Origin of the sequence: Proteus sp. G2673, from assembly GCF_009915125.1 — a bacterium.
GTDB lineage: Bacteria > Pseudomonadota > Gammaproteobacteria > Enterobacterales > Enterobacteriaceae > Proteus > Proteus penneri.
In genome coordinates this window covers 283,906-306,161 of sequence record NZ_JAABLT010000020.1, presented here as the reverse complement: position 1 = coordinate 306,161, position 22,256 = coordinate 283,906, and the positions used below count along the sequence as shown (strand labels likewise).

Here is a 22,256-nt window from a genome sequence, read left to right as displayed (position 1 = left end):
AGTACATCCTTAATTTACACGCTTTTGTGCCATGACATGAATGTAACGCCCCAGACTGATATAGGGCTCTTGCCGACAATATCGTTGCTCTAATGCAAGCAACGATGGAAAATCTTTATTTTGTAACTGACGACTTTGCAAATAATCATGGAAAACACGGACACCGGTTTTTCCTAATATTATCATTGAAAATTCAGTCAGCCATTGATAAACATCTTCAGGTTGCAATGGATTTTGAGGCGATAATGATTTTTTTCTTCTTCGAGGAATTTCAGGATTTGCCAGATGAAAATTCCCCAATATCGCATTTCTCATAACAATACCATTCGCGTTGTAAAACATCAGCGATAAGATACCATTAGGTAACAACATATCGGTAAGAACATTTACGGCGTCTTTCTGATCCGTGATCCATTCCAATACTGCATGAAATAGAACTAAGTCAACCTTTTCATCTATATGCTCTTTAATCTCTTGAGCCGCACAACAAATAAACATCATGTTTTCGGCAACACCCTCTTCAATCGCTGCCTCTTGAGCACGATTAAGCATCTCTTGCGATAAATCACATAAGATAATTTGGTGTCCTAACTTAGCAAGCTGGCGAGAGAAATATCCTTCACCTCCACCTGCATCTAAAATACGTAAACTTCGATTAGGTAAGAGAGTCAATAATTGTTGTAAATCTTCCCAAATCACCGCTTGACGTATTTTACCCTTTGTTGTGCCATAGATATTGCGGGAGAATTTATCTGCAATATCGTCAAAATTACGATCTGACATTAAAACGCCTCATGATAACAACTTACTACTTGCGCTCTTTGCGTTCTGATAAATTCAAAAATATGAGACACTGTACATAAATAAAGACGACAATTTTACCAGTGTTCTATGATACTGACTGTTTTCTCTAAAGAAATAAGTCATGAATCAGACTATTCGCAAAGCGAAGTATAAATATAACGCTTATTAATGAAAAAATTAACGTTCAAACGTTTATCGTTTTATAAATAATTAAATGATTCTTTATTTCTATTGATGAAAACTTAGTAAAACGTTGTTGTGTTAGCTATTTTGACACAACGTCTTGGAATTCCCCTAGTTTTCACTAAGCTTTCGCTATCAATTGCATATATTTCACTCAATCTAGGATGATTTATGCTGTTCTTGCTCAAAAAATATGTTGCAGGCTTTCTGATGCCCTTGCCTTTGCTCTTATTAATCGCCTTTTTTGCATTAGCACTACTTTGGTTTACTCGTTGGCAAAAAACAGGAAAAAGCCTACTCACTGTTGTGCTTGTTCTGTTAACTCTTTTAGGCATACAACCTGTTGCCGATACACTATTGATGCCAAGTGAAAAAGAGTATCAAGCTCGCTATGAATTACGAGAAAATTCGCAACAAGATGTGAACTACATTGTTGTTTTAGGTGGTGGATTTACTTATAACCCAGAATGGGCACCTAGCGCTAACCTTCTCAATAATAGCTTATTTCGTGTTGCAGAAGGTGTTCGGCTTTATTATCGCAATCCTAATGCAACACTGATTTTTACAGGTGGCGCAGGTGTTAATCAGATAAGTAGTGCAGAAGTTGCCGCACAAGTGGCACAATCTTTAGGTGTGCCTGCGAATAAAACTATTGCACTATCAACACCGAAAGATACTGAAGAAGAAGCCTATGAAGTTGATAAGCTAATTGGTAAACAACCTTTTCTCCTTGTCACTTCTGCCAACCATTTAGCGCGTGCTGAACGTTTCTTTTTAGCACGAAGAATGAATCCCATCGTTGCACCAGCTAACCAATTGGCTATTACTTCACCATTACATCCTTGGGAGAAATATTTTCCCTCTGCCACTTATTTTCAACACAGTGAGCGTGCATGGTATGAATTTTTGGGATCAATTTGGCAATCAGTAAAATCCACAGGGCAACCTATAGAAATACCAGAAAATGCTCATTCTTCATCAGATAAAATGAATTCAGATAACTGATCTAGTCTCTATACTGAACCTCAATAATAGAGGTTCAGTTTCCCCTCAATATCCAATTCATTGAATACTCAATATATCTCTATTATTAATATACGTTATATTCTATCACAAAGTTATAGTTATGTTACGGTTAAGTATATAGGTAACTCATTAGAAACAATGTTATATATCATTAAATATATTCTCCTAAGTACTACTTGCTAAATAAAGTGTTTTTTTAGTACAGTGAAATAACATTGCTATTTATTTCTTGAATAATTTCAAATATCTTCGATAATTAAAATCACTTGATTTTAATTACTAGGTAATTATACAGATTTTCTTTATTCATATAAAACATAACTACTTATTAGTTATATATATTTGAATAAAGTAAAAGTACCTATATTAAGCAATCAGAGGTAACATGTTACTACAAACTATTTTATCAGCACTGGGGCCAATTATATTAGGACTTTTAGTTGGATGGCTCTCAGGTAAATATGGATTTATAAAAAGAGAATATTCACAAGCCTTTGCTGATTTTGTCGTTAAAATAGCACTACCATTCGCACTATTTCTAGCGGCAACACAAGCCTCTCCATCTATTTTCTATAACATAGATTATCTATTAGCCCTCGCATTAGGACTACTTATTTCTTATCTTATTGGTTTTTTAGGCGGCAAATTCTTTTTTAAACACGATAAAAAGAATTCAGCCATGCAAGCTTTGTCCGCCTCATTCCCAGATATGGCATATTGTGGACCACCTGTATTACTGGCTACGGTCGGTTCATCAGGTTTAATTGCAATGGTGATTGGTAATTTGATTTACACTATCATTATCCTACCTTTTACCATGATGATTATCAGTGGCACCAAGCAAGGAAAAGGGATCTTTCAATCATTGCTTAATGCCATCTCCCAGCCATTAGTTTTTCTGCCTATTTTTGGCGCTATTCTAGCTATTCTCGGTATTAAACTCCCAGAGATTTTGCAAAATTCAGTCAATGAAATAGGGAAAACTTCCGGTGGAGTTGCTTTATTTTTCTTAGGTTTGTTAATTTCAGGTATTAAGCTTAAAGTTAATACTGAAATTATCTTTAATGTGATAATAAAAAATATTGTGCAGGGTGCGTTAATTTTAGGTGTTGGGTTTGCTCTTGGGTTAGAAACTGAATTATTAAAAGCGGTATTTTTAATTGGCGTATTACCTACTGCAACAGCAGTGCCAGCTTTAGCCATTTCATATAAAACTTATACAGATATGGCAACAGGAACTGTATTATTAAGTACATTATGTTCATTATTTTCTATTATTGGCGGTATTGCTATTGTAGAAATGATGTAAATTTCCTAGGTACACTTACTTGAAAACATATTATTTATACTAACAATACGGATAAAAAATAAAACAGCCCTATACTACTGGGCTGTTTATTTTTATAAATACTATAACTAAGGTGTATCTAATTTTAATATTTTAGCTGTTGATTCACGTATATTACGACAAGCATCCGCATCTATTTTGAGATCAATACCGTAAGTTGGAATAATCGTTTTAAGACGTTCTTCCCAACCATCATTTTCAAGCTGCTCTTTAAAACAAGACTTAATAATATTGATAGCAATAAATGCCGCTGTAGAAGCACCTGGTGATGCGCCTAATAATACTGAAAATGATTTATCTGCGCTGCTAATTAACTCAGTACCAAACTCTAATACACCATGATGCTTAGCTTCAGGTTTAATAATCTGAACACGCTGTCCAGCTACAGCCTCTTGCCAATCTTCATGCTGTGCCTGAGGATAGAACTGTTTGAGCATTTCAAATTGATGTGCCGAAGTTTGTAATACTTGACCAATTAAATATTCAGTCAATGACCAATTATCTTTTGCTACATCAAGCATCGGTTCTATATTACTTGGTCGGATTGATTCAAATAAATCTAAATAAGACCCCTGTTTTAAAAACTTACTCGAAAATCCAGCATAAGGGCCAAAGAGTAGAGAACGTTTACCCGCAATAATACGAGTATCAAGATGTGGCACAGACATTGGTGGTGAGCCTACATCTGCTTTCCCATAAACTTTAGCATGATGACGACTACAGATTTTATCTTCATCACAGCGCAACCAAATACCACTAACAGGGAATCCACCATAGCCTTTACCTTCTGGAATACCTGATTTTTGCAACAAATCGATAGCGCGTCCCCCCGCACCAACAAATACATATTTTGCTGAAATAATATATTTATTATGAGTGGTAAGATCTTTGACTTCAATATTCCAACCACCCGAATTATTCCTTTTTATATCGATAACATCATGCTTATAGTGCAACTCAAAATTGTTTTGTAGGGAAAGTTGCTTAACTAAGAGATGTGTTAAGGCGCCATAGTCGACATCTGTACCTGTCGTCACGCGGGTGACGGCAAGTTGTTGATTCGGATCACGCCCTTCCATTATTAATGGCGCCCAATCTTCAATTTGTTTTTTATCTTCACTGTATTCCATATTTTCATAACAGTGATTAGCAGACATTTGGCGATAACGTTGATGAAGAAATTTAACGTTATCAGCACCCCAAACAAAACTCATATGTGGGCAAGCATGAATAAAATCTCGAGGATCAGTAATTTTGCCTTTTGTGACTAAATAAGACCATAATTGACGAGATAGATCGAATTCTGTGTTAACTTCTAATGCTTTACTAATATTAACAGTTCCATCTGAATTTGGTGGCGTGTAATTTAATTCACAGTTAGCAGCATGCCCTGTCCCCGCATTGTTCCAAGAATTAGAGCTCTCTTGACCACAATCATTTAATCTTTCAAACATAGCGATTTTTAAATTCGGTTCAAGCTCTTTAAGTAATGTACCGAGCGTCGCACTCATGATACCAGCGCCAATTAATGCGATATCAACCTGCTCACTAATAGGTTTATTCATAACAACTCCCAATTAGTTGGTTGTTTTATTAGGTTTAAAACATAATCCTGCGTCTTCTTTATAGACAACATAAGCACGACGCCAAGGCTCATTATCTAAAAGGCGCCATTTATGGCCAGTGCCACTATTATCTTGTGCTAATAACACATCACCTGGCTTAATAATGAAGGTTGAACCATCTTTTACTTCAAATTCTAATGTACCAGATAGTGTAATAACATAGCGAGGAACGGGGTCCTGATGCCAATCATAAGAACCTCCGGAAGTTGTTTCCCTAAACGATAATTCTGAAACATTGATAGGTAAACTTTCTCTATCGCCTTGTGAGCTATCTTTAAATTCAATGACACCTTCTTCAAATAACGAATTGCCATCTTCTCCAGTCCATAAACGAACACAACGGATCATATTTTCAAACTCCTTTAATAATTTTATACTTAAAACTTGATAATTATTTAGTATAGATAATATTCTTACTACTTCCCCAAATTAGCATCATAATTAAGTATTTTTATTATTAAAAAAGTATAGCAGTAATTAAATTATATAATTGATTATTAGATCGAATATTCAATAGGTTGATTAAAAAAAACATAGTATTATTTACAAAGAATATTCCGATAATTTATTATATTTCTCCGTCGTTCTTAAATATCTTAGTTTTTTATTCAACCATTTTAACCCGTTACATAAATTGAGATTTTGCTACTCTGATGAAAAATTCTTTTTACTGAGACTCAAATCATCAATATTTTGAAACTGCGAATTCAGGAGTAAAAGAGGAAGATATCTGTTACCAAATGGTGAAATAACATCAATTATTACAATTATAAATCTAATTAAACGATAATTAATTCAATAATATTAAGTAGTTAAATTAATTTTAAAAAAATATAAAAACGACACTTAATAAAATAAGTGCCGCTAGATATTTGAGATTTTAATATAATAATTAGAACTCTTGGTTCAGTGCACGATAAGCAGCTCTTGCTGCAATCAGATCATCTTGTGTATCAACACCTACACCTGGAACTTCTAATGCTTTTGCAACATGGATTTTTTCGCCATACCACAACACACGCAGTTGCTCTAACATTTCAATAGATTCTAATGGGCTTGGTTCCCAAGTAATATATCGACGTATAAAGCCTGCACGATAAGCATAAATACCAATATGGCGTAGATAATGCTCACCAATTTCATCATGTGATAAATTAAAACGGTCTCTTTCCCAAGGAATGGTTGCACGAGAAAAATAAAGTGCGAAACCTTTTGCATCCATCACGACTTTCACCGCATTAGGGTTAAAAGCTTCTTTTGAGTCAACAATAGGCACCGCTAATGTTGCCATTCCTGCACCACAACTTGCTAGATTTTCAGCAACTTGAGTAATAATAGCGGGTGGAATAAGAGGCTCATCACCTTGTACGTTAACGATTATCTCATCATCTGCAAATTGATATTTTTCAATGACTTCAGCTAAACGTTCTGTACCTGAATGGTGATCTTCGCGAGTCATACACGCTTCCCCGCCCGCTTTTTCAACTGCTGCAACAACATCTAAATTATCAGTTGCAACAATGACACGGTTTGCACCAGAGCGTATAGCTTGTTCCATTACACGAACAATCATAGGTTTGCCATGAATATCCGCAAGGGGTTTACCCGGTAAACGAGTCGATGCATATCGACCAGGGATAATGACCGTGAACATGAAATTACTTTTCCTCTTCTAGTGACAATTCTCTTGCTTCATTCTCCAGAAGAACGGGGATATTGTCACGAACAGGATAAGCTAAATGATCAATTTTGCAGATAAGCTCTGAATTTTCTTTATCAAAGATAAGTTTGCCGTGGCAAACTGGACAAGCAATAATTTCGAGTAAGCGGTGATCCATTTTGTCCCTCTCAAGGGTTAATCATTTTATAGGGCAAAAGGATATCATAAGGAATGATCAGCGTTAATACTCAAAACCACTCGTTTAGTGATAATTCGAAAATAATTTTGGTTATTAATAAATTTATTATTTTCTCTTTTACTATAAGCAACAAAAAAGCCACATTACTGTGGCTTTTTATCGTTGAGTCTGCAACATCATTAATAAAGAATTACATTCAGCTTTTATTGATAATAATTTAACCTTTTTATTATCTTTATTGCATTCTAATTAACGAAATAACTCTTTTATATTACTTATTCAGCTCGCTGGTAAACTATTTCCGCTTACCTACCTAAAATAGGTATAAACGATAATTTAATCTCAATGCTAAACTACCGTTTTATCTACATCTTTAACAAGGCTAAGCCTTATTTAAAACCCGATAACATCAGCGGCTTCTAAACCTGCTGCGGTTCTGATAACAGAAAATTCAACGTCTTGACCTTCTGTTAATGCTTTGTTTTTTGTATTGGCAATCGCTTTTTTATTGACATAAACTTCTTGTTCAATATCTCTTGCAACAATAAGACCATAACCTTTGTTATTGTCGAACCATTTTACGCGACCCATTCTTAATTGTAATGTCATGATAGATAAACTCCTTTTGTTCTTCGTATAGTTTTTATTTTTCTATACTAATGCATCCTACTTTTTATTATGTCTTCTTATATAAAACCCCAATTAAATTCTGAACACATTAATTTAAGTAGTGCATTTTATTATTCAATATAAATGTTCAAAACCGTGATAGCTAAGCTTAATAAATATCATAAAACTCAATAAATATTTACAGTATCAATATGACAAGAAAATGACATGCTGATATTTATTGTACACTGATAAAAAAGATAATCGAATATAGCGATAATTAGTCACCATCAAAAATGGTTTTCATCATTCGTTGTGTATAAAATTCGATGCTATTCGCTACACAAAATATTAACCCTACATCCAAGATCCACAAACTCTCCACACAAAGCTTTTGAGTAGATAAAGTAATGACGAGTTAAATTGAACTACGACAAAAGCGATATGCAACTATAGGTAGGTAATCTTTTATGTAACACTATCCTGATTTCCACTATAAATATCATTGTTTCAGATCAGATACAAGTTTTTTTCGAGCCGTAAATTAAATTGCTGACTTGTTTTAGCACAGATTGACTATTTAATTCAGCGCTAACCGGTAAATACCACCAATTATCTTGCGCAAAATGCTGACATTTAACAGCGTCCTTTTCTGTCATAATAAGGGGTTCTAAATTAGGTGTTAAATCTTGTAATTCTTGGGCACTATAGTCACTATGATCACTAAATGCTTTTGTTGTGATTAACTCGACTCCTTTTTCATTTAAAGAGTTAAAAAATCGAGGTGGGTGACCAATTCCAGCAATAGCAACAGCCTTTTTAATTTGCTGAACTGGTTTCTTTTCTCCCGTTTTAAGATTCACAGCAATATCACCTTCCAGGGTCATGCTTATCTCGTTACCTTGACTTACCCCTCCATTAACGATAATTGCATCTACTGACTTTAAGCGTCTTGCACGCTCTCGCATAGGGCCTGCTGGTAACCACCAACCATTGCCAAACCGACGCAGACCATCAATAACAACGATTTCATAATCACGCTGTAGTGCATAATGCTGTAAACCATCATCAGTGATAATTACATCAAGTTCATGCTGTGCTAATAACGCTTTTACTGCATCTCGTCGATTAGGAGCAACTGCAACGGGAACACCTGTTCGATGATGAATCAATACAGGTTCATCACCTGCCATGGCAGGTGATGTCTTGGATGTCAAAAGTAATGGATAATGGTCTGATTTCCCGCCATAACCACGAGATACAACACCTGGCTTAAATCCCTGCTGTATTAATTGCTCAACAAGCCATATCACAATGGGTGTTTTGCCATTTCCACCCGCGGTTAAATTACCAACAATAACAACAGGAACAGGAGCTTTCCATGATGCTAACCACCCTTTCTGATATGCAAAACGCCTTAACAGCGTGATCACACCATACAACCATGAGAATGGAAGCAATAGGATATAAAGCCAAGATTTACCAGACCAAATCCGTTCAATCATTTGCCAAATTGCATCCTATGAAGTTGTGCATAGATACCTTTTTTCTCAATCAGATCAAGGTGTGCGCCACGTTCAATAATTTCACCATCTTCAATAACTAATATTTCATCCGCTTTTTCAATTGTTGATAAACGGTGAGCAATGACTAAAGAGGTTCTATTTCTCTGCAATTCATCAAGTGCTGACTGAATAGCTCGTTCTGATTCTGTATCTAGCGCCGATGTCGCTTCATCAAGAATAAGAATTGGTGAATCTCGTAATAACGCTCTTGCAATTGCAATACGCTGACGTTGTCCACCTGAAAGTAACACACCGTTTTCACCAATTTCAGTATCTAAGCCTTTATCCATTTTTTGGATAAAATCCATCGCATGTGCCATTTTCGCCGCTTTTTCAATATCTTCACGGGTATACTGATCTTCACAAGCATAGACGATATTGTTTGCCACAGTTTCATTAAAAAGATGCACATTTTGAGAAACCAGTGCAACTTGGTTACGTAAAGATTTCAATGTGTATTCACGAATATCATGACCATTAATCAATATCTCACCTTCATTAATGTCATAAAAACGAGTGAGCAGATTTGCAATCGTAGACTTACCTGACCCTGAACGCCCAACTAATGCAACAGTTTTCCCTGCTGGAATAGTAAATGATATGTTTTTCAGTGCTGGCGTATCTTTTGTGACATATTGGAAAGTTACATTACGAAACTCAATATCACCAGTTGGTTTTTTCAGTTCAAGCTTACCAGTGTCTTTTTCTTGCTCCATATCGAGAATAGCAAATAGTGTTTGACAAGCAGCCATACCACGCTGGAATTGAGCATTCACATTAGTCAGTGATTTCAACGGGCGCATTAATGCAACCATTGAGGAAAAGACAACAGTAATTGTACCCGCTGTTAATGTTTCCATAATGTCAGGGAAACTTGCTGCATACAGGACAAAAGCTAATGCAAAAGAAGCAATTAATTGAATAATAGGATCTGAAATTGACGATGCAACAACCATACGCATGCCTTGGCGACGAATATGATTACTCACATGATTAAAGCGCTTATTTTCAACTTCTTGACCATTAAAAATCAGTACTTCTTTATGTCCTTTTAGCATTTGTTCTGCGCTAGTTGTCACTTGCCCCATGCTATTTTGGATTCGTTTACTTATAGTTCTAAAACGAGTCGATACCAAACGGATAACAACTGCTACGATAGGCGCGATAACAATAAGGATCAGAGATAATTGCCAGCTATAGTAAAACATCAAGCCAAAGAGCCCGATAATGTAAGCACCTTCACGAACAACTGTAATTAATGCACCTGATGATGAAGAAGCAACTTGCTCTGAATCATATGTAATACGAGAAAGCAAAGTTCCTGTTGATTGCTGATCAAAAAAACTCACCGGCATTCCCATAATATGAGAAAACAGTCGGCGACGCATATTCATTACCACTTTCCCAGATACCCAAGAAAGGCAGTAACTTGAAATAAAGTTAGATATACCACGCAGAACTATCAGTCCAATAACAGCAATCGGCATCCATTTTAATACGTCATTACTTGCTTTACCAAAACCTTCATCAAGCAGTGGTTTTAATAAAGAAATCATAAATGCATCCACACCCGCATTGACGATTAATGCAATTGCTGCAGCGATCAAACCCGCTTTGAAAAGCCGAATCATCGGCCATAAGCGGCGGAATGTTTGCCACGTTGATAGGTCTATATCATTCATATATATTACCAAACTTTTAATAATTAGCCGGCCATTCTACTCGGGAAACGTCAAAACACCAAACCACTGATGATACCAGCGAGGTAAAATATCTCGTCTATAGGTAAATACATCAATATTATCTTGATTAAACTCGATCGAAATCTGCCCACTAATAGAGGTTGTTAGCCAATTAATCGCTTCTTTTTTATAACGAAGATGTACTTTATCAGAAGGTAAACGCCAAAGGCTATAACGAGCAGCAGAAACGAGTGCAAATTTGGGCGACACTGTTTGAATAAACGCCAATGTGGACGATGTTTGGCTACCATGATGAGGAACCTGTAAAACATCGGCTTTCAGTTGATCTTTTTTTACTCTTACCAATTGGGCTTCAGCTTCTTTCTCTATATCTCCTGTCAAAAGAATAGTGTGTTTACCATCACTTACATTGATCACACATGATTGATTATTTTTAGGTGAAAGAACTTTATTGGGTGGCCATAATGCATCAAATTGAAGTCCTTTCCACTGCCATGATTCATTGCTTAAGCAAGCTAAATGAGAAGGGTCGTCAAAACTACTACGAATACTTAAGTGAGGATAAGCTTTTATTAAATCTTTTATTCCCCCTGTATGATCGAGATGATCATGACTAATTATCAATGCCACTGGATTAAGCCGATGATATTTTAAATAAGGAATAATGACACTTTTTGCAATTGAACCACCACTTTTCCAACGTATTCCTGTGTCATAAATAATCGCTTCTCTGTCTTTTTCAAGAATAATAGCTAAACCATGGCCAACATCTAACATAGACATACGCCATTGATAACGTGAGAAAGTTGTGAATTCGCAATATAAAAGAATACCAACAGCGATAAGTAAAATAAAATGATGACGCCACCATGACATTTTTATAATTACAATAATACCAACACCTGAAAACCCCAATAAAAAAGGAACAGTGCCACTATATTGCCAATAAGGTAAAAATAAAGGAGCACACCAAAAAGCAAGATTAATAGAAAGATCAACCCAGTGCCAAATTATTGGTTGTAAAAATGAGAGAAAGGATGTCAATAATCCAAACATTATTAACGGTACAGTAATAAATGAAATAATAGGAACTGCCCATAAATTAACAATAAAACTAAAAAAATTAGCTCCACCAAATAAATAGAATTGAAAAGGTAATAAAATAATTAACAATCCAAATTGTAAGTGAATTAACCTTAAAATAAACCACCGTTTTTGATGATTATATTTGGCTTTTAATGGGTACATCCAATACCAAAAAATAATGGCAAATACAGCAGAAAATGAAAGCCAAAAACTGGCGGAAAGAATAGAAAGAGGCTCAAAAATCAAAATGAGTGCAGCACTCCAAAGTGCCCATTGCCAAGGTAAAAATAATCGGCTCCCCCAATGTAACATCACCCAAACGGTTAATCCTATAACAGCTCTTGTTGCCGGTATTCCCCAACCTGATAATGCAGCATAGAAAACACCACATAGCCAAGCCATAACTAATGGAAACTGTGGATTAATCCATCTGATAGGGAAAAGAAATTGAATACCTCTTGCAATACCCCAACCAGCAAAGGCAGCTAAACCTATATGCAAACCCGATATCACAATTAAATGAGCGACCCCTGTTTTCATATAGAGATCTTTTTTCTCTGGTTCAATATATCGTTTATCACCTAAGACTAAAGCAATAATTTCACCTTTATTTTTTGTTGTTTGCCAATAAGCTGAGATTGTCTCAATAAGTTGAGTACGCAGTGATATATCATCTCGAATAAACTTCGCTGACATCACTTTACCAGTTAATGTTTCTTTCATAGAAACAGCATATTTTTGGTTATCAAATCCACCTTCATTTAAATAGCTATGCACAGCTCTGAATTGAATTTTAAACTTCCAATGTTGCCCTACCGCTATATTTTTAGGCGGATTTCGCCAATACACGTTAGCATAAATAGATGATGAAAAGAGTGTTTTTTTCGTCATAGGTATTTTGATAACAATATTACCATCTGTTAATTGGCGATACTCTATCACTTTGGTTTCGATTGTTGCCACATTATCAGCAAATTGTTCCGTTCTCGCCATTAAGGATGACGCAGCCATATTTGAATAAACCCAAAAAAATAGAAATATTGCTAAAAATCGGAATAAAGCAAAAGGGACAAGTAATAGAAATAGTGCAACAAGAATAATAATGTAATAAATAGTCTGGCTAAAAAGTGAATGTTGAATTAATAACGGTAAGCAGCCTAATATCATCGCCAAAGCAATATTATCTAAAGTTAACGTTGTGAAATAGAGTTTTTGCAAATAGATTGAATGAAAGCACCTCCGTTTTATTGAAGCCACCTCTAAACCCAAAAAACTTATCATTCGATTCAATAAAATCATTTCCAGCATCCTTACTTTCAATCATTCTTTAAATATCATGATATTACCATTTGATTAAAGAAAGGATTTTAGGCTATTTTTTAGTAATGCTTTATAAAAAGAAAAAGCTCCCTTGTTACATACAATAAATTTTGAGAAGAAACTCATAAAAAGTAAAACAACTAAGTGATATCGATAATTAAGTAGAGAAATTAAAACTGAAATAAAATACAGTAATAGAAAAGAAAGATGCGAGTAAGATAAAGTAAATAGAACGAATCGATTAATTCAGGATTAGAAATAGAAGAAGATTAGGGAGTAAAAAAACACACTAAAAGCTATAATAATTACTAATAAAAAACGGCACCTAAGCGCCGTTTTGAGAAAGTTAACTAACATCGTGCCATTTCGACAGGAGTTATTATTCCGTATAAATATTTACACGGTCACGTAACTCTTTACCTGGCTTAAAGTGTGGAACGTATTTGCCTTCCAGATCTACTTTATCACCAGTCTTCGGGTTACGACCCGTACGCGGCGCACGGTAGTGTAGAGAAAAACTGCCGAATCCGCGGACTTCGATACGCTCACCATCAGCTAAAGTATCAGCCATATGATCAAGCATTTCTTTTACAGCTTCTTCAACCGTCTTAGCCGAAAGATGAGATTGTAGGCCTGCAAGTCTTTCGATTAACTCAGACTTGGTCATATTACCTCCCTAAACTACCGATAAATAGGCAACGATTAACGTTGCCTCGTTAATAACTTAAATTATTCGCCTTTAGCTGCTTTGAAAGCTTCAGCCATAGCGTTGTTTGAAAAACCAACTTCTTCTTTATTGTTTACAGAAGCGATAGCATCTTTCTCGTCTGCTTCGTCTTTAGCACGAACAGATAAGTTGATAACGCGGTTTTTACGGTCAACGCCAGTGTATTTAGCTTCTACAGCTTCGCCAATATTCAGAACCAGAGTTGCATCTTCAACGCGGTCACGTGAAGCTTCTGAAGCACGCAGGTAACCTTCAACACCGTCAGCTAATTCTACAGTTGCGCCTTTAGCGTCAACAGCAGTTACTTTACCAGAAACAATAGCACCTTTTTTGTGAGCAGACAGGTAATTATTGAATGGATCTTCTGATAATTGTTTAACGCCCAGTGAGATACGCTCACGCTCAGCATCAACTTGCAGAACTACAGCAGCGATTTCGTCGCCTTTTTTGTATTCACGAACAGCTTCTTCACCTGCAACATTCCAAGAAATGTCAGATAAATGAACCAGACCGTCAATACCGCCGTCTAAACCGATGAAGATACCGAAGTCAGTGATAGACTTGATTTTACCTTCAACACGGTCATTCTTGTTATGAGTTTCTGCGAACTGCTGCCATGGGTTAGATTTACACTGTTTTAGACCCAGTGAAATACGACGACGTTCTTCATCGATGTCAAGAACCATAACTTCAACAACATCACCAACATTAACAACTTTAGATGGGTGAATGTTTTTGTTAGTCCAATCCATTTCAGAAACGTGTACCAGACCTTCAACGCCTTCTTCGATTTCTACGAAGCAACCGTAATCAGTCAGGTTAGTTACACGACCAGTCAGTTTAGTACCTTCTGGATAACGTTTAGCGATAGCTACCCATGGATCTTCGCCCAGTTGTTTCAGACCTAATGATACGCGAGTACGTTCACGGTCGAATTTCAGGACTTTAACAGTGATTTCGTCGCCAACATTGACAATTTCGCTTGGGTGTTTAACACGTTTCCAAGCCATATCAGTGATGTGCAGTAAACCGTCAACACCGCCCAGATCAACGAATGCACCGTAGTCAGTAAGGTTCTTAACGATACCTTTAACTTCCATGCCTTCTTGCAGGTTTTCTAATAACTGATCGCGTTCTGCGCTGTTTTCAGATTCGATAACCGCACGACGAGACACAACAACGTTGTTACGTTTTTGGTCTAATTTGATGACTTTGAACTCAAGCTCTTTGTTTTCCAGATGAGTTGTATCGCGAACTGGGCGAACGTCTACCAGTGAACCTGGTAAGAACGCACGAATGCCGTTCAGTTCAACAGTGAAACCACCTTTAACTTTACCGTTGATGATACCAACAACAGTTTCGTTTTCTTCGTAAGCTTTTTCCAGCATCAGCCACGCTTCGTGACGTTTAGCTTTTTCACGAGACAGAACGGTTTCACCGAAGCCATCTTCAACCGCGTCCAGAGCAACATCAATTTCGTCGCCCACTTGGATTTCTAATTCGCCTTGAGCGTTTTTAAATTGTTCTACAGGAATAGCAGATTCTGATTTCAGACCTGCATCAACCAGAACAACGTCTTTATCGATAGCAACTACAACGCCACGAACGATAGCGCCAGGACGAGTTTCGATTGTTTTTAGGGATTCTTCAAAGAGTTGAGCAAAAGATTCTGTCATGTTAATGATCTTCAAGTAAATTTAATTAACGTCCATTTAGCATCCGGCCGAATGGGGTTGTTTCACATACCTCGTTACATCCTTTGTGACAAGGTCATCGGGCATTGTTGTGTTTTCATTAACACGTCAACCCGATTTTGATAATTACCTAGTATAAACGAAATAAAAATTAATTACGCTGATAATTACAGATTTTTTTTAGCATAAGTTAACGATTTTTCAATAACTTCGTCGATAGACAAACTTGTAGAATCGAGAATTAATGCATCTTTCGCTGCAACAAGTGGCGCAACTGCGCGATTCCGATCACGGTGATCGCGTTCTTTTATCTCGGATAAAAGGCGTTCAAAGTTAACATTAAAGCCTTTTTCCTGCAACTGTAACATGCGACGACGTGCTCGTTCCTCTGCGCTAGCTTCAAGAAAAATTTTCACTTGAGCATCAGGGAAAACTATCGTTCCCATATCTCGCCCATCGGCAATAAGACCAGGTTCTGTACGAAATGCTCGCTGACGACGCAATAATGCTTCTCTTACACGAGGAAACGTTGCTGCTTGTGAGGCCGTGTTCCCAACTGTTTCAGTACGAATTTCATTCGACACGTCTTCACCTTCGAGAATAACACTTAAACCCTTCTCACTAGGAACAAAACGTACATCTAAATTTGCTGCTAGAGGTACTAATGCATCTTCAGAAGTAATATCAACATGGTGGTGTAAAGCAGCTAATGCCAACACTCGATAAATAGCACCAGAGTCAAGTAAGTGCCAGCCAAATGCTTTTGCTAATGCTTGGCATAATGTTCCTTTACCTGCTCCGCTAGGCCCATCAACAGTTATAACAGGGACGATAACCGCCATGAGTTTCTCCTTTTCATGGGCACTGTGTTTCTGTGTTTAATGCTTTTATTGCATTGATATAATAGACATTGTATTCAAACAGAGAAAAACAGTATTAATGTATACGCGACATTATACGCATACAATGTATAGGAAGAAACAAGCAGATAAGCGCTAAAGTGTCTTATTTAATATTATTTTTTCGAGATAGTGAGTTTTTTAGAAAAATTAGTTTAATTACAATAAAAATCGGCCATATTATTCTTTAAAAAATCCAATACGGCCGATTTAACTGATTTAATTTTAACTCATTTTAATTAATGATTTTCACATTAATTATTACAATGAGAAAGTGTTTCTAACTTCTCAAAATAATCAGGAAAGGTTTTTGCGGTACATCCCGGATCAAGAATGGTGATTGGCGTATCTGAAAGTGCCACCAGCGAAAAACACATCGCAATGCGGTGATCATTATAAGTTTCGATATCCGCAGTTGTTAACTGTTTTGGTGGTATTACTTTTAAGTAGTCGTGCCCTTCTTCGACAATCGCACCCACTTTTTGTAACTCTGCTGCCATTGCTGCTAATCGATCAGTTTCTTTTACGCGCCAATTATAAATATTGCGGATAACGGTTTCACCTTCAGCAAAAAGTGCCGTGGTAGCAATGGTCATTGCTGCATCAGGGATAGTGTTCATATCCATATCAATGCCTTTTAATATTCCACGTTCACACTCAATATAGTCATCCCCCCAACGCACTTTCGCCCCCATTTTTTCAAGTACAGAAGCAAAATGAATGTCCCCTTGTAAGCTATTTTTACCGATACCTGTAACGCGTACAGTACCACCTTTAATGGCAGCAGCAGCTAAAAAATAAGAAGCAGATGAAGCATCACCTTCTACAAGGTATTTTTCTGGAGATTGATATTGCTGACCACCTTTTATAACAAAGCGTTGGTAGTCTTGGTTTTCAATTTTCCCACCAAAAGTATTGATTAACGCTAAGGTAATATCGATATACGGTTTAGATACTAACTCACCTTTAATTGTAATCGTTGTATCTTGCTCAGCTAATGGAGCGGTCATTAATAAGGCGGTCAAAAATTGGCTTGAAACACTGCCATCGACTTCTACATTTCCACCTTTAAAACCGCCACGTAAACGAATAGGTGGATAGTCCGTTTGTTCAAGATAATCGATACTCGCGCCACCTTGGCGTAAAGCGTCAACTAAATGCCCAATTGGACGTTCTTTCATTCGTGGTTCACCCGTCAATATAATATCATGCGAGCCTAAACTTAATGCGGCTGCCAATGGACGCATTGCTGTACCTGCATTACCTAAAAAAAGCTCTAATGGTGAATGTGTGTTAAATTCCCCTCCTAGCCCTTCAATATCACATACCGTATTGTTATTTGATAATTGATACTGCACACCTAATGTTTTTAATGCATTTAGCATATGACGAATATCATCACTATCCAATAGGTTAGTTAAACGTGTATTACCTTTAGCTAAAGCGGCTAATAATAACGCACGATTAGAGACACTTTTTGAACCTGGTAAATTAATAGTGCCTTCAATATGAGCAATAGGCTGTAATGTTAACGATTCCATAAACAGGTAAGAACTCCGATAAACAAATAAAATATGATGGGATGGGATGCTGTTTAATCAAAAAAATAAGAAAACGACTTAGGTACTTATTATTTTTATTTATTTTTTAGTACAGGGATAATTTGATTGTCATTATCAACATCTTTGGATAAAAGGAAACCCACTTTCACATAGGTTTCCTAAACATATAATGTATGAATTATGCGTGGCGACGTTCAAAATCAGCCATAAAATCAACTAATGCTTGAACACCAGCTAATGGCATTGCGTTATAAATTGATGCACGCATACCTCCCGATACACGGTGGCCTTTTAATGCGACTAACCCTTGAGCTTCAGCCTCTTTTAAGAAGACTGAATCTAATTCAGGGGAAGACATTTGGAAAGGTACATTCATTAGTGAACGATTTTCTGTAGCAATACGATTGATATAGAAATCACTATTATCAATTGCGCTATAAAGAAGCGTCGCTTTTTCATAGTTACGTTTTGCCATTTCTTGCAAACCACCTTGCTCTTTTAGCCATTTAAAGACCATGCCTGATAAATACCAAGCAAAGGTAGGTGGTGTATTAAACATGGAATCATTTTCAGCAAGCACTGTGTAATCAAACACAGAAGGTGTTTCTTTACGCGCTTTACCTAATAGATCTTCACGAATAATAACGATGGTTAGACCCGCAGGGCCAATATTTTTTTGTGCACCTGCATAGATAACACCAAAACGGCTAACATCTATTGGTTGAGATAAAATAGAAGATGAATAGTCAGCAATAACAATTTTGCTGTCATCAAAATCTGGCTCTTCATGAATGGCAATACCATCAATAGTTTCATTTGGGCAATAATGTACATAAGCAGCATCGGTACTTAATTGCCACTCTTTCATTGGTTTAACACCAATTTTGCCATCAACTTCTGTTTTAATTTTAATGATATTTGGCGAACAATATTTTTCAGCTTCTTCGGCTGCACTTTTAGCCCAGTAACCACCATCAATATAATCAGCGCTTGCTTTATCACCCAATAAATTGAGAGGTAAAGCAGCAAAATGGCCTCGAGCGCCACCGTGACAAAAAAGAATTTTGTAGTTTTCTGGCACATTGAGAAGATCGCGAAGATCTTGTTCTGCCTGATGAGCAACTTCAAGAAACTCTTTACTGCGGTGACTAATCTCCATAACCGAACGCCCAAGTTCATGCCAGTTGCATAATTCTAATTCTGCACGACGAAGAACTTCTGCCGGTAACATAGCCGGACCTGCACTAAAGTTATATACCTGACTCATTCAAATTCACCCTATCTGAATATGTTTTTACAAAATGACCTTTATCGGTTGTATCATTCCCGTTAAATTGGCGCAATGATTATTGTGAACTAACGCATAATATGCAGAACATAAAAATGATGGTTAGGAGTGTTTTATGTCGGGGAGTGTAAATAAAAAAGAAGAAGCGAGCTGGGGAATGCTTCTTCATGGAAAAAATAGTCTAAAATCGCTTGCTTTAGCAGGAGGCGTCGCATTACACGCAATTAATGTCTATATTACGATCACAACGCTACCTTCAATTGTGCGTGATATTGGTGGGCTTAACTTATACGCATGGAACACCACCGTTTTTATTCTGGCTTCAATTCTCTCTTCTGCATTAACTTCACGATTATTGAGTGTATTTGCACCTCGCAATAGTTATCTTTTTGCCACAATTTGCTTTTTAACAGGTTCTGTTATTTGTGCGACAGCACCTTCAATGCAAATATTGCTTTTAGGGCGATTTATTCAAGGGGCTGGTGGAGGAATGTTGCTAGCACTTGCTTACTCTTTAGTTCGAGTCATGTTTCCTCAACCACTTTGGTCTAGAGCTATGGCATTAATGTCTAGCATGTGGGGGATATCGACACTATTAGGCCCTGCACTAGGTGGAATATTTGCTGAATATGATGTTTGGCGTGGCGCATTTTGGTCTATTTTATTTGTTGGTATTCCTTACGCTATTTTATTATTTACTATTCTTCCTACCGAAAATAATGCCGATAATATCGTTGCAAAAAACCCATTACCTTACCAACAGCTTATTTTATTAATGCTTGCTGTATTATCTATTTCTATTGGTAGTCTTTATAACGTTATTTTATATAACACCTTATCTTTTGTATTTGCTTTTATCTTTATTCTACTGTTAGTCAATATTGATAAAAAATCAAATGATGGCTTATTTCCTAAAGGAACCTTTTCTTTTTCTGCACCGTTAGCACCAATATATCTCACCATGGCTTTATTAGGAATTAGTGTACAAACAGAAGTCTTTGTACCCTATTTTTTACAAATTATCCATAATATTACCCCGCTACTTTCAGGTTATTTAGCAGCATTGGTTGGTGCTGGTTGGTCTTTCTCTGCCATTATATCTTCATCAAGTAAACAATCTACTGCTCAGAGATTAATGCGTTTTGGCCCAATAATTAATTTTGTGGCTATTGTGATCCTTGGTTTATTTATTTCTAATATTCTAACAATACCTTATGGGCAAATTATTATTATTTGTATCGCTCTCTTTTTTACAGGTGCCGGAATTGGTATGGCATGGCCTCACTATTTAACCCGCGTTTTACACGTTTCTCAGGGACAAGAAGCTCAAAAAGCGGCAACTTCAATTACCACTATACAACTTTTTTCAACCGCCGTAGGTGCTGCCATTTCAGGCACTATTGTGAATATGGCTGGATTAACCGAACCGGGGGGGATTGCTGGGGCACAAAATGCCGCTCATTGGTTATTTATTGTCTTTTCTGTTACTCCACTTATTGCATTTATTACTGCAAAAATAATTATTTTAAATATAAGAAAAAGTTAATACCTAAGATGTTTATTAAAAATAGTCTTTTCATTAGTTATAAATAAACGCCTTTTAAGGCTTACTATCTTTATTTATTTTATCAACATCGATAAATTAGCCCTGAACAATAGATAAGGGTAAAAATATGAAATTAAGAAATGCAATAATAATAGGAATAATATGCGCACCATCAATGTGCCAGGCAGCAATACAACCAAACTATGAGCATGATAAGCATTATGCTGCTCAGATTTTTATTAATAAAGATTCTTCAACAACAATTAAACCAAATGAAGCTAATCTCAATCAAGCAGAAATATTAATTGCACCGAAAAACGCCAAAGGTGTTTCTTATAATAAATATGATGAATTCCATGTAACGAAAGACGGAGTTATCTTAAATAATAACGGGGTTGCCGCTGACTTTATTATTAACGAAGTGATTAATGGGACAACATCATTATTAGATGGAAACATTGGTATAACTGGGAAGGCTGCTCATGTTGTTATTGCTAATCCCAATGGGATTGAGTGTAATAATTGTAGTTTTTCTAATACATTATCTGAAACACTGGCAACCGGAAGGCCCATTATCCATGATGATGAATTAGTCGGTTACCGCATAGAAAGATCCATCTCTGCCTTAGACTATAGAGCTTTTGGTGGTAAATCAATTAATCATATAGGTAAAATAGTATTCAGAAATGAAAATAACCGTCATCCTGATAATTCCTTTAATAATATTAATATCATCTCTAATAACATTAATTTAGAAAAAGGATTTATATCTTCTAAAGGAGATATAAATATTTATTCAGGGGAAAGAAAAGTAATGATAAAAAAAGATGTTAATATTTTAGAAAATGGTATGCGTACAAGAGAGCTTAGATATTATTTGCCCAATAAGATCATATTAGGTGATAAGAATAGTGATCCTAAAAAACAAGGCTTGACTTCTTATAAAAATATCATTATCAATGCCTCTGATACGACTATTGATAATTATGGTTCTTTAGAAAGTACTAATAGTAGTAGAAAAGCAATTCAACTGAATTTAAACAAAACAACATTTAATAATCATGGATATATTCTAGCCAAGGGCGGATATTTAAATATCAAAAATCATTCTTTCTTTAATAATTTGGCTAATGGGACTATTGGAATGCAATATTGGCTTAGTCTTAACAATGCTGATAGCAAATATAGCAGTATATATATAGGGAATGTACCTAAAAATACTGTTTTCCCAATGAATAACTTAACATTAAATATTAGTGAGGATAGTCAGCTAGTAAATGATGGTACCATCAAGGCTTACCGATTATATACTCAAAATAAAAAAATGAATAATATTCAAAATAATAGACAAGATATCAATCTTTATACTAAATTACTCAAAATAAAATAATACTTAATAAAGAAAATCATCC

18 protein-coding genes are annotated in these 22,256 nt (G+C 36.1%); 4 read left to right on the top strand and 14 right to left on the bottom strand.

The genetic code is table 11. The annotated features are described in order from the left end of the window. Positions 1-9: 9 nt before the first annotated feature. Complete coding sequence (cmoM, locus tag GWI59_RS11410) at positions 10-783, bottom strand: tRNA uridine 5-oxyacetic acid(34) methyltransferase CmoM (protein WP_006537404.1); 774 nt, start codon at positions 781-783, stop codon at positions 10-12. Positions 784-1,158: 375 nt separating this feature from the next. Between cmoM and elyC the strand changes: the two genes are divergently transcribed. Further along, positions 1,159-1,992 carry an envelope biogenesis factor ElyC gene (gene elyC, locus GWI59_RS11405; protein ID WP_109847538.1) on the top strand — a complete coding sequence of 278 codons (834 nt, stop codon included), beginning with the start codon at positions 1,159-1,161 and terminating at the stop codon, positions 1,990-1,992. Positions 1,993-2,398: 406 nt separating this feature from the next. Beyond that, the gene (locus tag GWI59_RS11400) at positions 2,399-3,322 is read left to right on the top strand and encodes an AEC family transporter (protein WP_072062795.1); all 924 of its coding nucleotides are present in this window, start codon (positions 2,399-2,401) and stop codon (positions 3,320-3,322) included. 107 nt (positions 3,323-3,429) lie between these two features. Here GWI59_RS11400 and mqo read toward each other — a convergent pair whose 3' ends face one another. The 13 genes from mqo to serC all read right to left on the bottom strand — a co-directional run bounded on the left by mqo (position 3,430) and on the right by serC (position 19,277). After that, entirely contained in the window at positions 3,430-4,926 is a 1,497-nt protein-coding gene (gene mqo / locus GWI59_RS11395; RefSeq protein ID WP_161724679.1) for a malate dehydrogenase (quinone), read from the bottom strand. A 12-nt stretch (positions 4,927-4,938) separates the two neighbouring features. Continuing rightward, positions 4,939-5,334: a cupin domain-containing protein gene (locus GWI59_RS11390; RefSeq protein ID WP_161669803.1), complete on the bottom strand. Its 396-nt coding sequence runs from the start codon at positions 5,332-5,334 to the stop codon at positions 4,939-4,941. A gap of 544 nt (positions 5,335-5,878) precedes the next feature. Next, the gene (gene kdsB, locus GWI59_RS11385; RefSeq protein ID WP_072062797.1) at positions 5,879-6,640 is read right to left on the bottom strand and encodes a 3-deoxy-manno-octulosonate cytidylyltransferase; all 762 of its coding nucleotides are present in this window, start codon (positions 6,638-6,640) and stop codon (positions 5,879-5,881) included. 4 nt (positions 6,641-6,644) lie between these two features. After that, entirely contained in the window at positions 6,645-6,824 is a 180-nt protein-coding gene (locus GWI59_RS11380) for a Trm112 family protein (protein ID WP_004244593.1), read from the bottom strand. A gap of 414 nt (positions 6,825-7,238) precedes the next feature. Next, on the bottom strand, positions 7,239-7,454 hold the full coding sequence (locus GWI59_RS11375) for a cold-shock protein (RefSeq protein WP_023581324.1): 216 nt from the start codon (positions 7,452-7,454) through the stop codon (positions 7,239-7,241). Positions 7,455-7,969: 515 nt separating this feature from the next. Beyond that, on the bottom strand, positions 7,970-8,959 hold the full coding sequence (gene lpxK, locus GWI59_RS11370; RefSeq protein ID WP_161724676.1) for a tetraacyldisaccharide 4'-kinase: 990 nt from the start codon (positions 8,957-8,959) through the stop codon (positions 7,970-7,972). Continuing rightward, the gene (gene msbA, locus GWI59_RS11365; protein ID WP_006537416.1) at positions 8,956-10,701 is read right to left on the bottom strand and encodes a lipid A ABC transporter ATP-binding protein/permease MsbA; all 1,746 of its coding nucleotides are present in this window, start codon (positions 10,699-10,701) and stop codon (positions 8,956-8,958) included. Before msbA ends, lpxK begins: the two co-directional genes overlap by 4 nt. Positions 10,702-10,737: 36 nt before the next feature. Then, the gene (locus GWI59_RS11360; RefSeq protein ID WP_161724673.1) at positions 10,738-13,107 is read right to left on the bottom strand and encodes a DNA internalization-related competence protein ComEC/Rec2; all 2,370 of its coding nucleotides are present in this window, start codon (positions 13,105-13,107) and stop codon (positions 10,738-10,740) included. Positions 13,108-13,507: 400 nt separating this feature from the next. After that, on the bottom strand, positions 13,508-13,795 hold the full coding sequence (gene ihfB, locus GWI59_RS11355; protein ID WP_006537420.1) for an integration host factor subunit beta: 288 nt from the start codon (positions 13,793-13,795) through the stop codon (positions 13,508-13,510). Between the two features lie 62 nt (positions 13,796-13,857). After that, on the bottom strand, positions 13,858-15,531 hold the full coding sequence (gene rpsA, locus GWI59_RS11350; protein ID WP_161671408.1) for a 30S ribosomal protein S1: 1,674 nt from the start codon (positions 15,529-15,531) through the stop codon (positions 13,858-13,860). 185 nt (positions 15,532-15,716) lie between these two features. After that, positions 15,717-16,391: a (d)CMP kinase gene (gene cmk, locus GWI59_RS11345; protein WP_006537422.1), complete on the bottom strand. Its 675-nt coding sequence runs from the start codon at positions 16,389-16,391 to the stop codon at positions 15,717-15,719. A gap of 311 nt (positions 16,392-16,702) precedes the next feature. Next, positions 16,703-17,989 carry a 3-phosphoshikimate 1-carboxyvinyltransferase gene (gene aroA, locus GWI59_RS11340; RefSeq protein ID WP_109847532.1) on the bottom strand — a complete coding sequence of 429 codons (1,287 nt, stop codon included), beginning with the start codon at positions 17,987-17,989 and terminating at the stop codon, positions 16,703-16,705. A 199-nt stretch (positions 17,990-18,188) separates the two neighbouring features. Beyond that, positions 18,189-19,277 (bottom strand): 3-phosphoserine/phosphohydroxythreonine transaminase, encoded by a 1,089-nt coding sequence (serC, locus tag GWI59_RS11335; RefSeq protein WP_006537426.1) that lies wholly within the window; start codon positions 19,275-19,277, stop codon positions 18,189-18,191. Positions 19,278-19,413: 136 nt separating this feature from the next. Between serC and GWI59_RS11330 the strand changes: the two genes are divergently transcribed. Both GWI59_RS11330 and GWI59_RS11325 read left to right on the top strand, forming a co-directional pair. Beyond that, positions 19,414-20,844, top strand: a complete 1,431-nt coding sequence (locus tag GWI59_RS11330) for an MFS transporter (RefSeq protein ID WP_161671406.1) — start codon at positions 19,414-19,416, stop codon at positions 20,842-20,844. A 127-nt stretch (positions 20,845-20,971) separates the two neighbouring features. Then, entirely contained in the window at positions 20,972-22,234 is a 1,263-nt protein-coding gene (locus GWI59_RS11325; protein ID WP_161724671.1) for a two-partner secretion domain-containing protein, read from the top strand. The last annotated feature ends 22 nt before the right edge of the window (positions 22,235-22,256 follow it).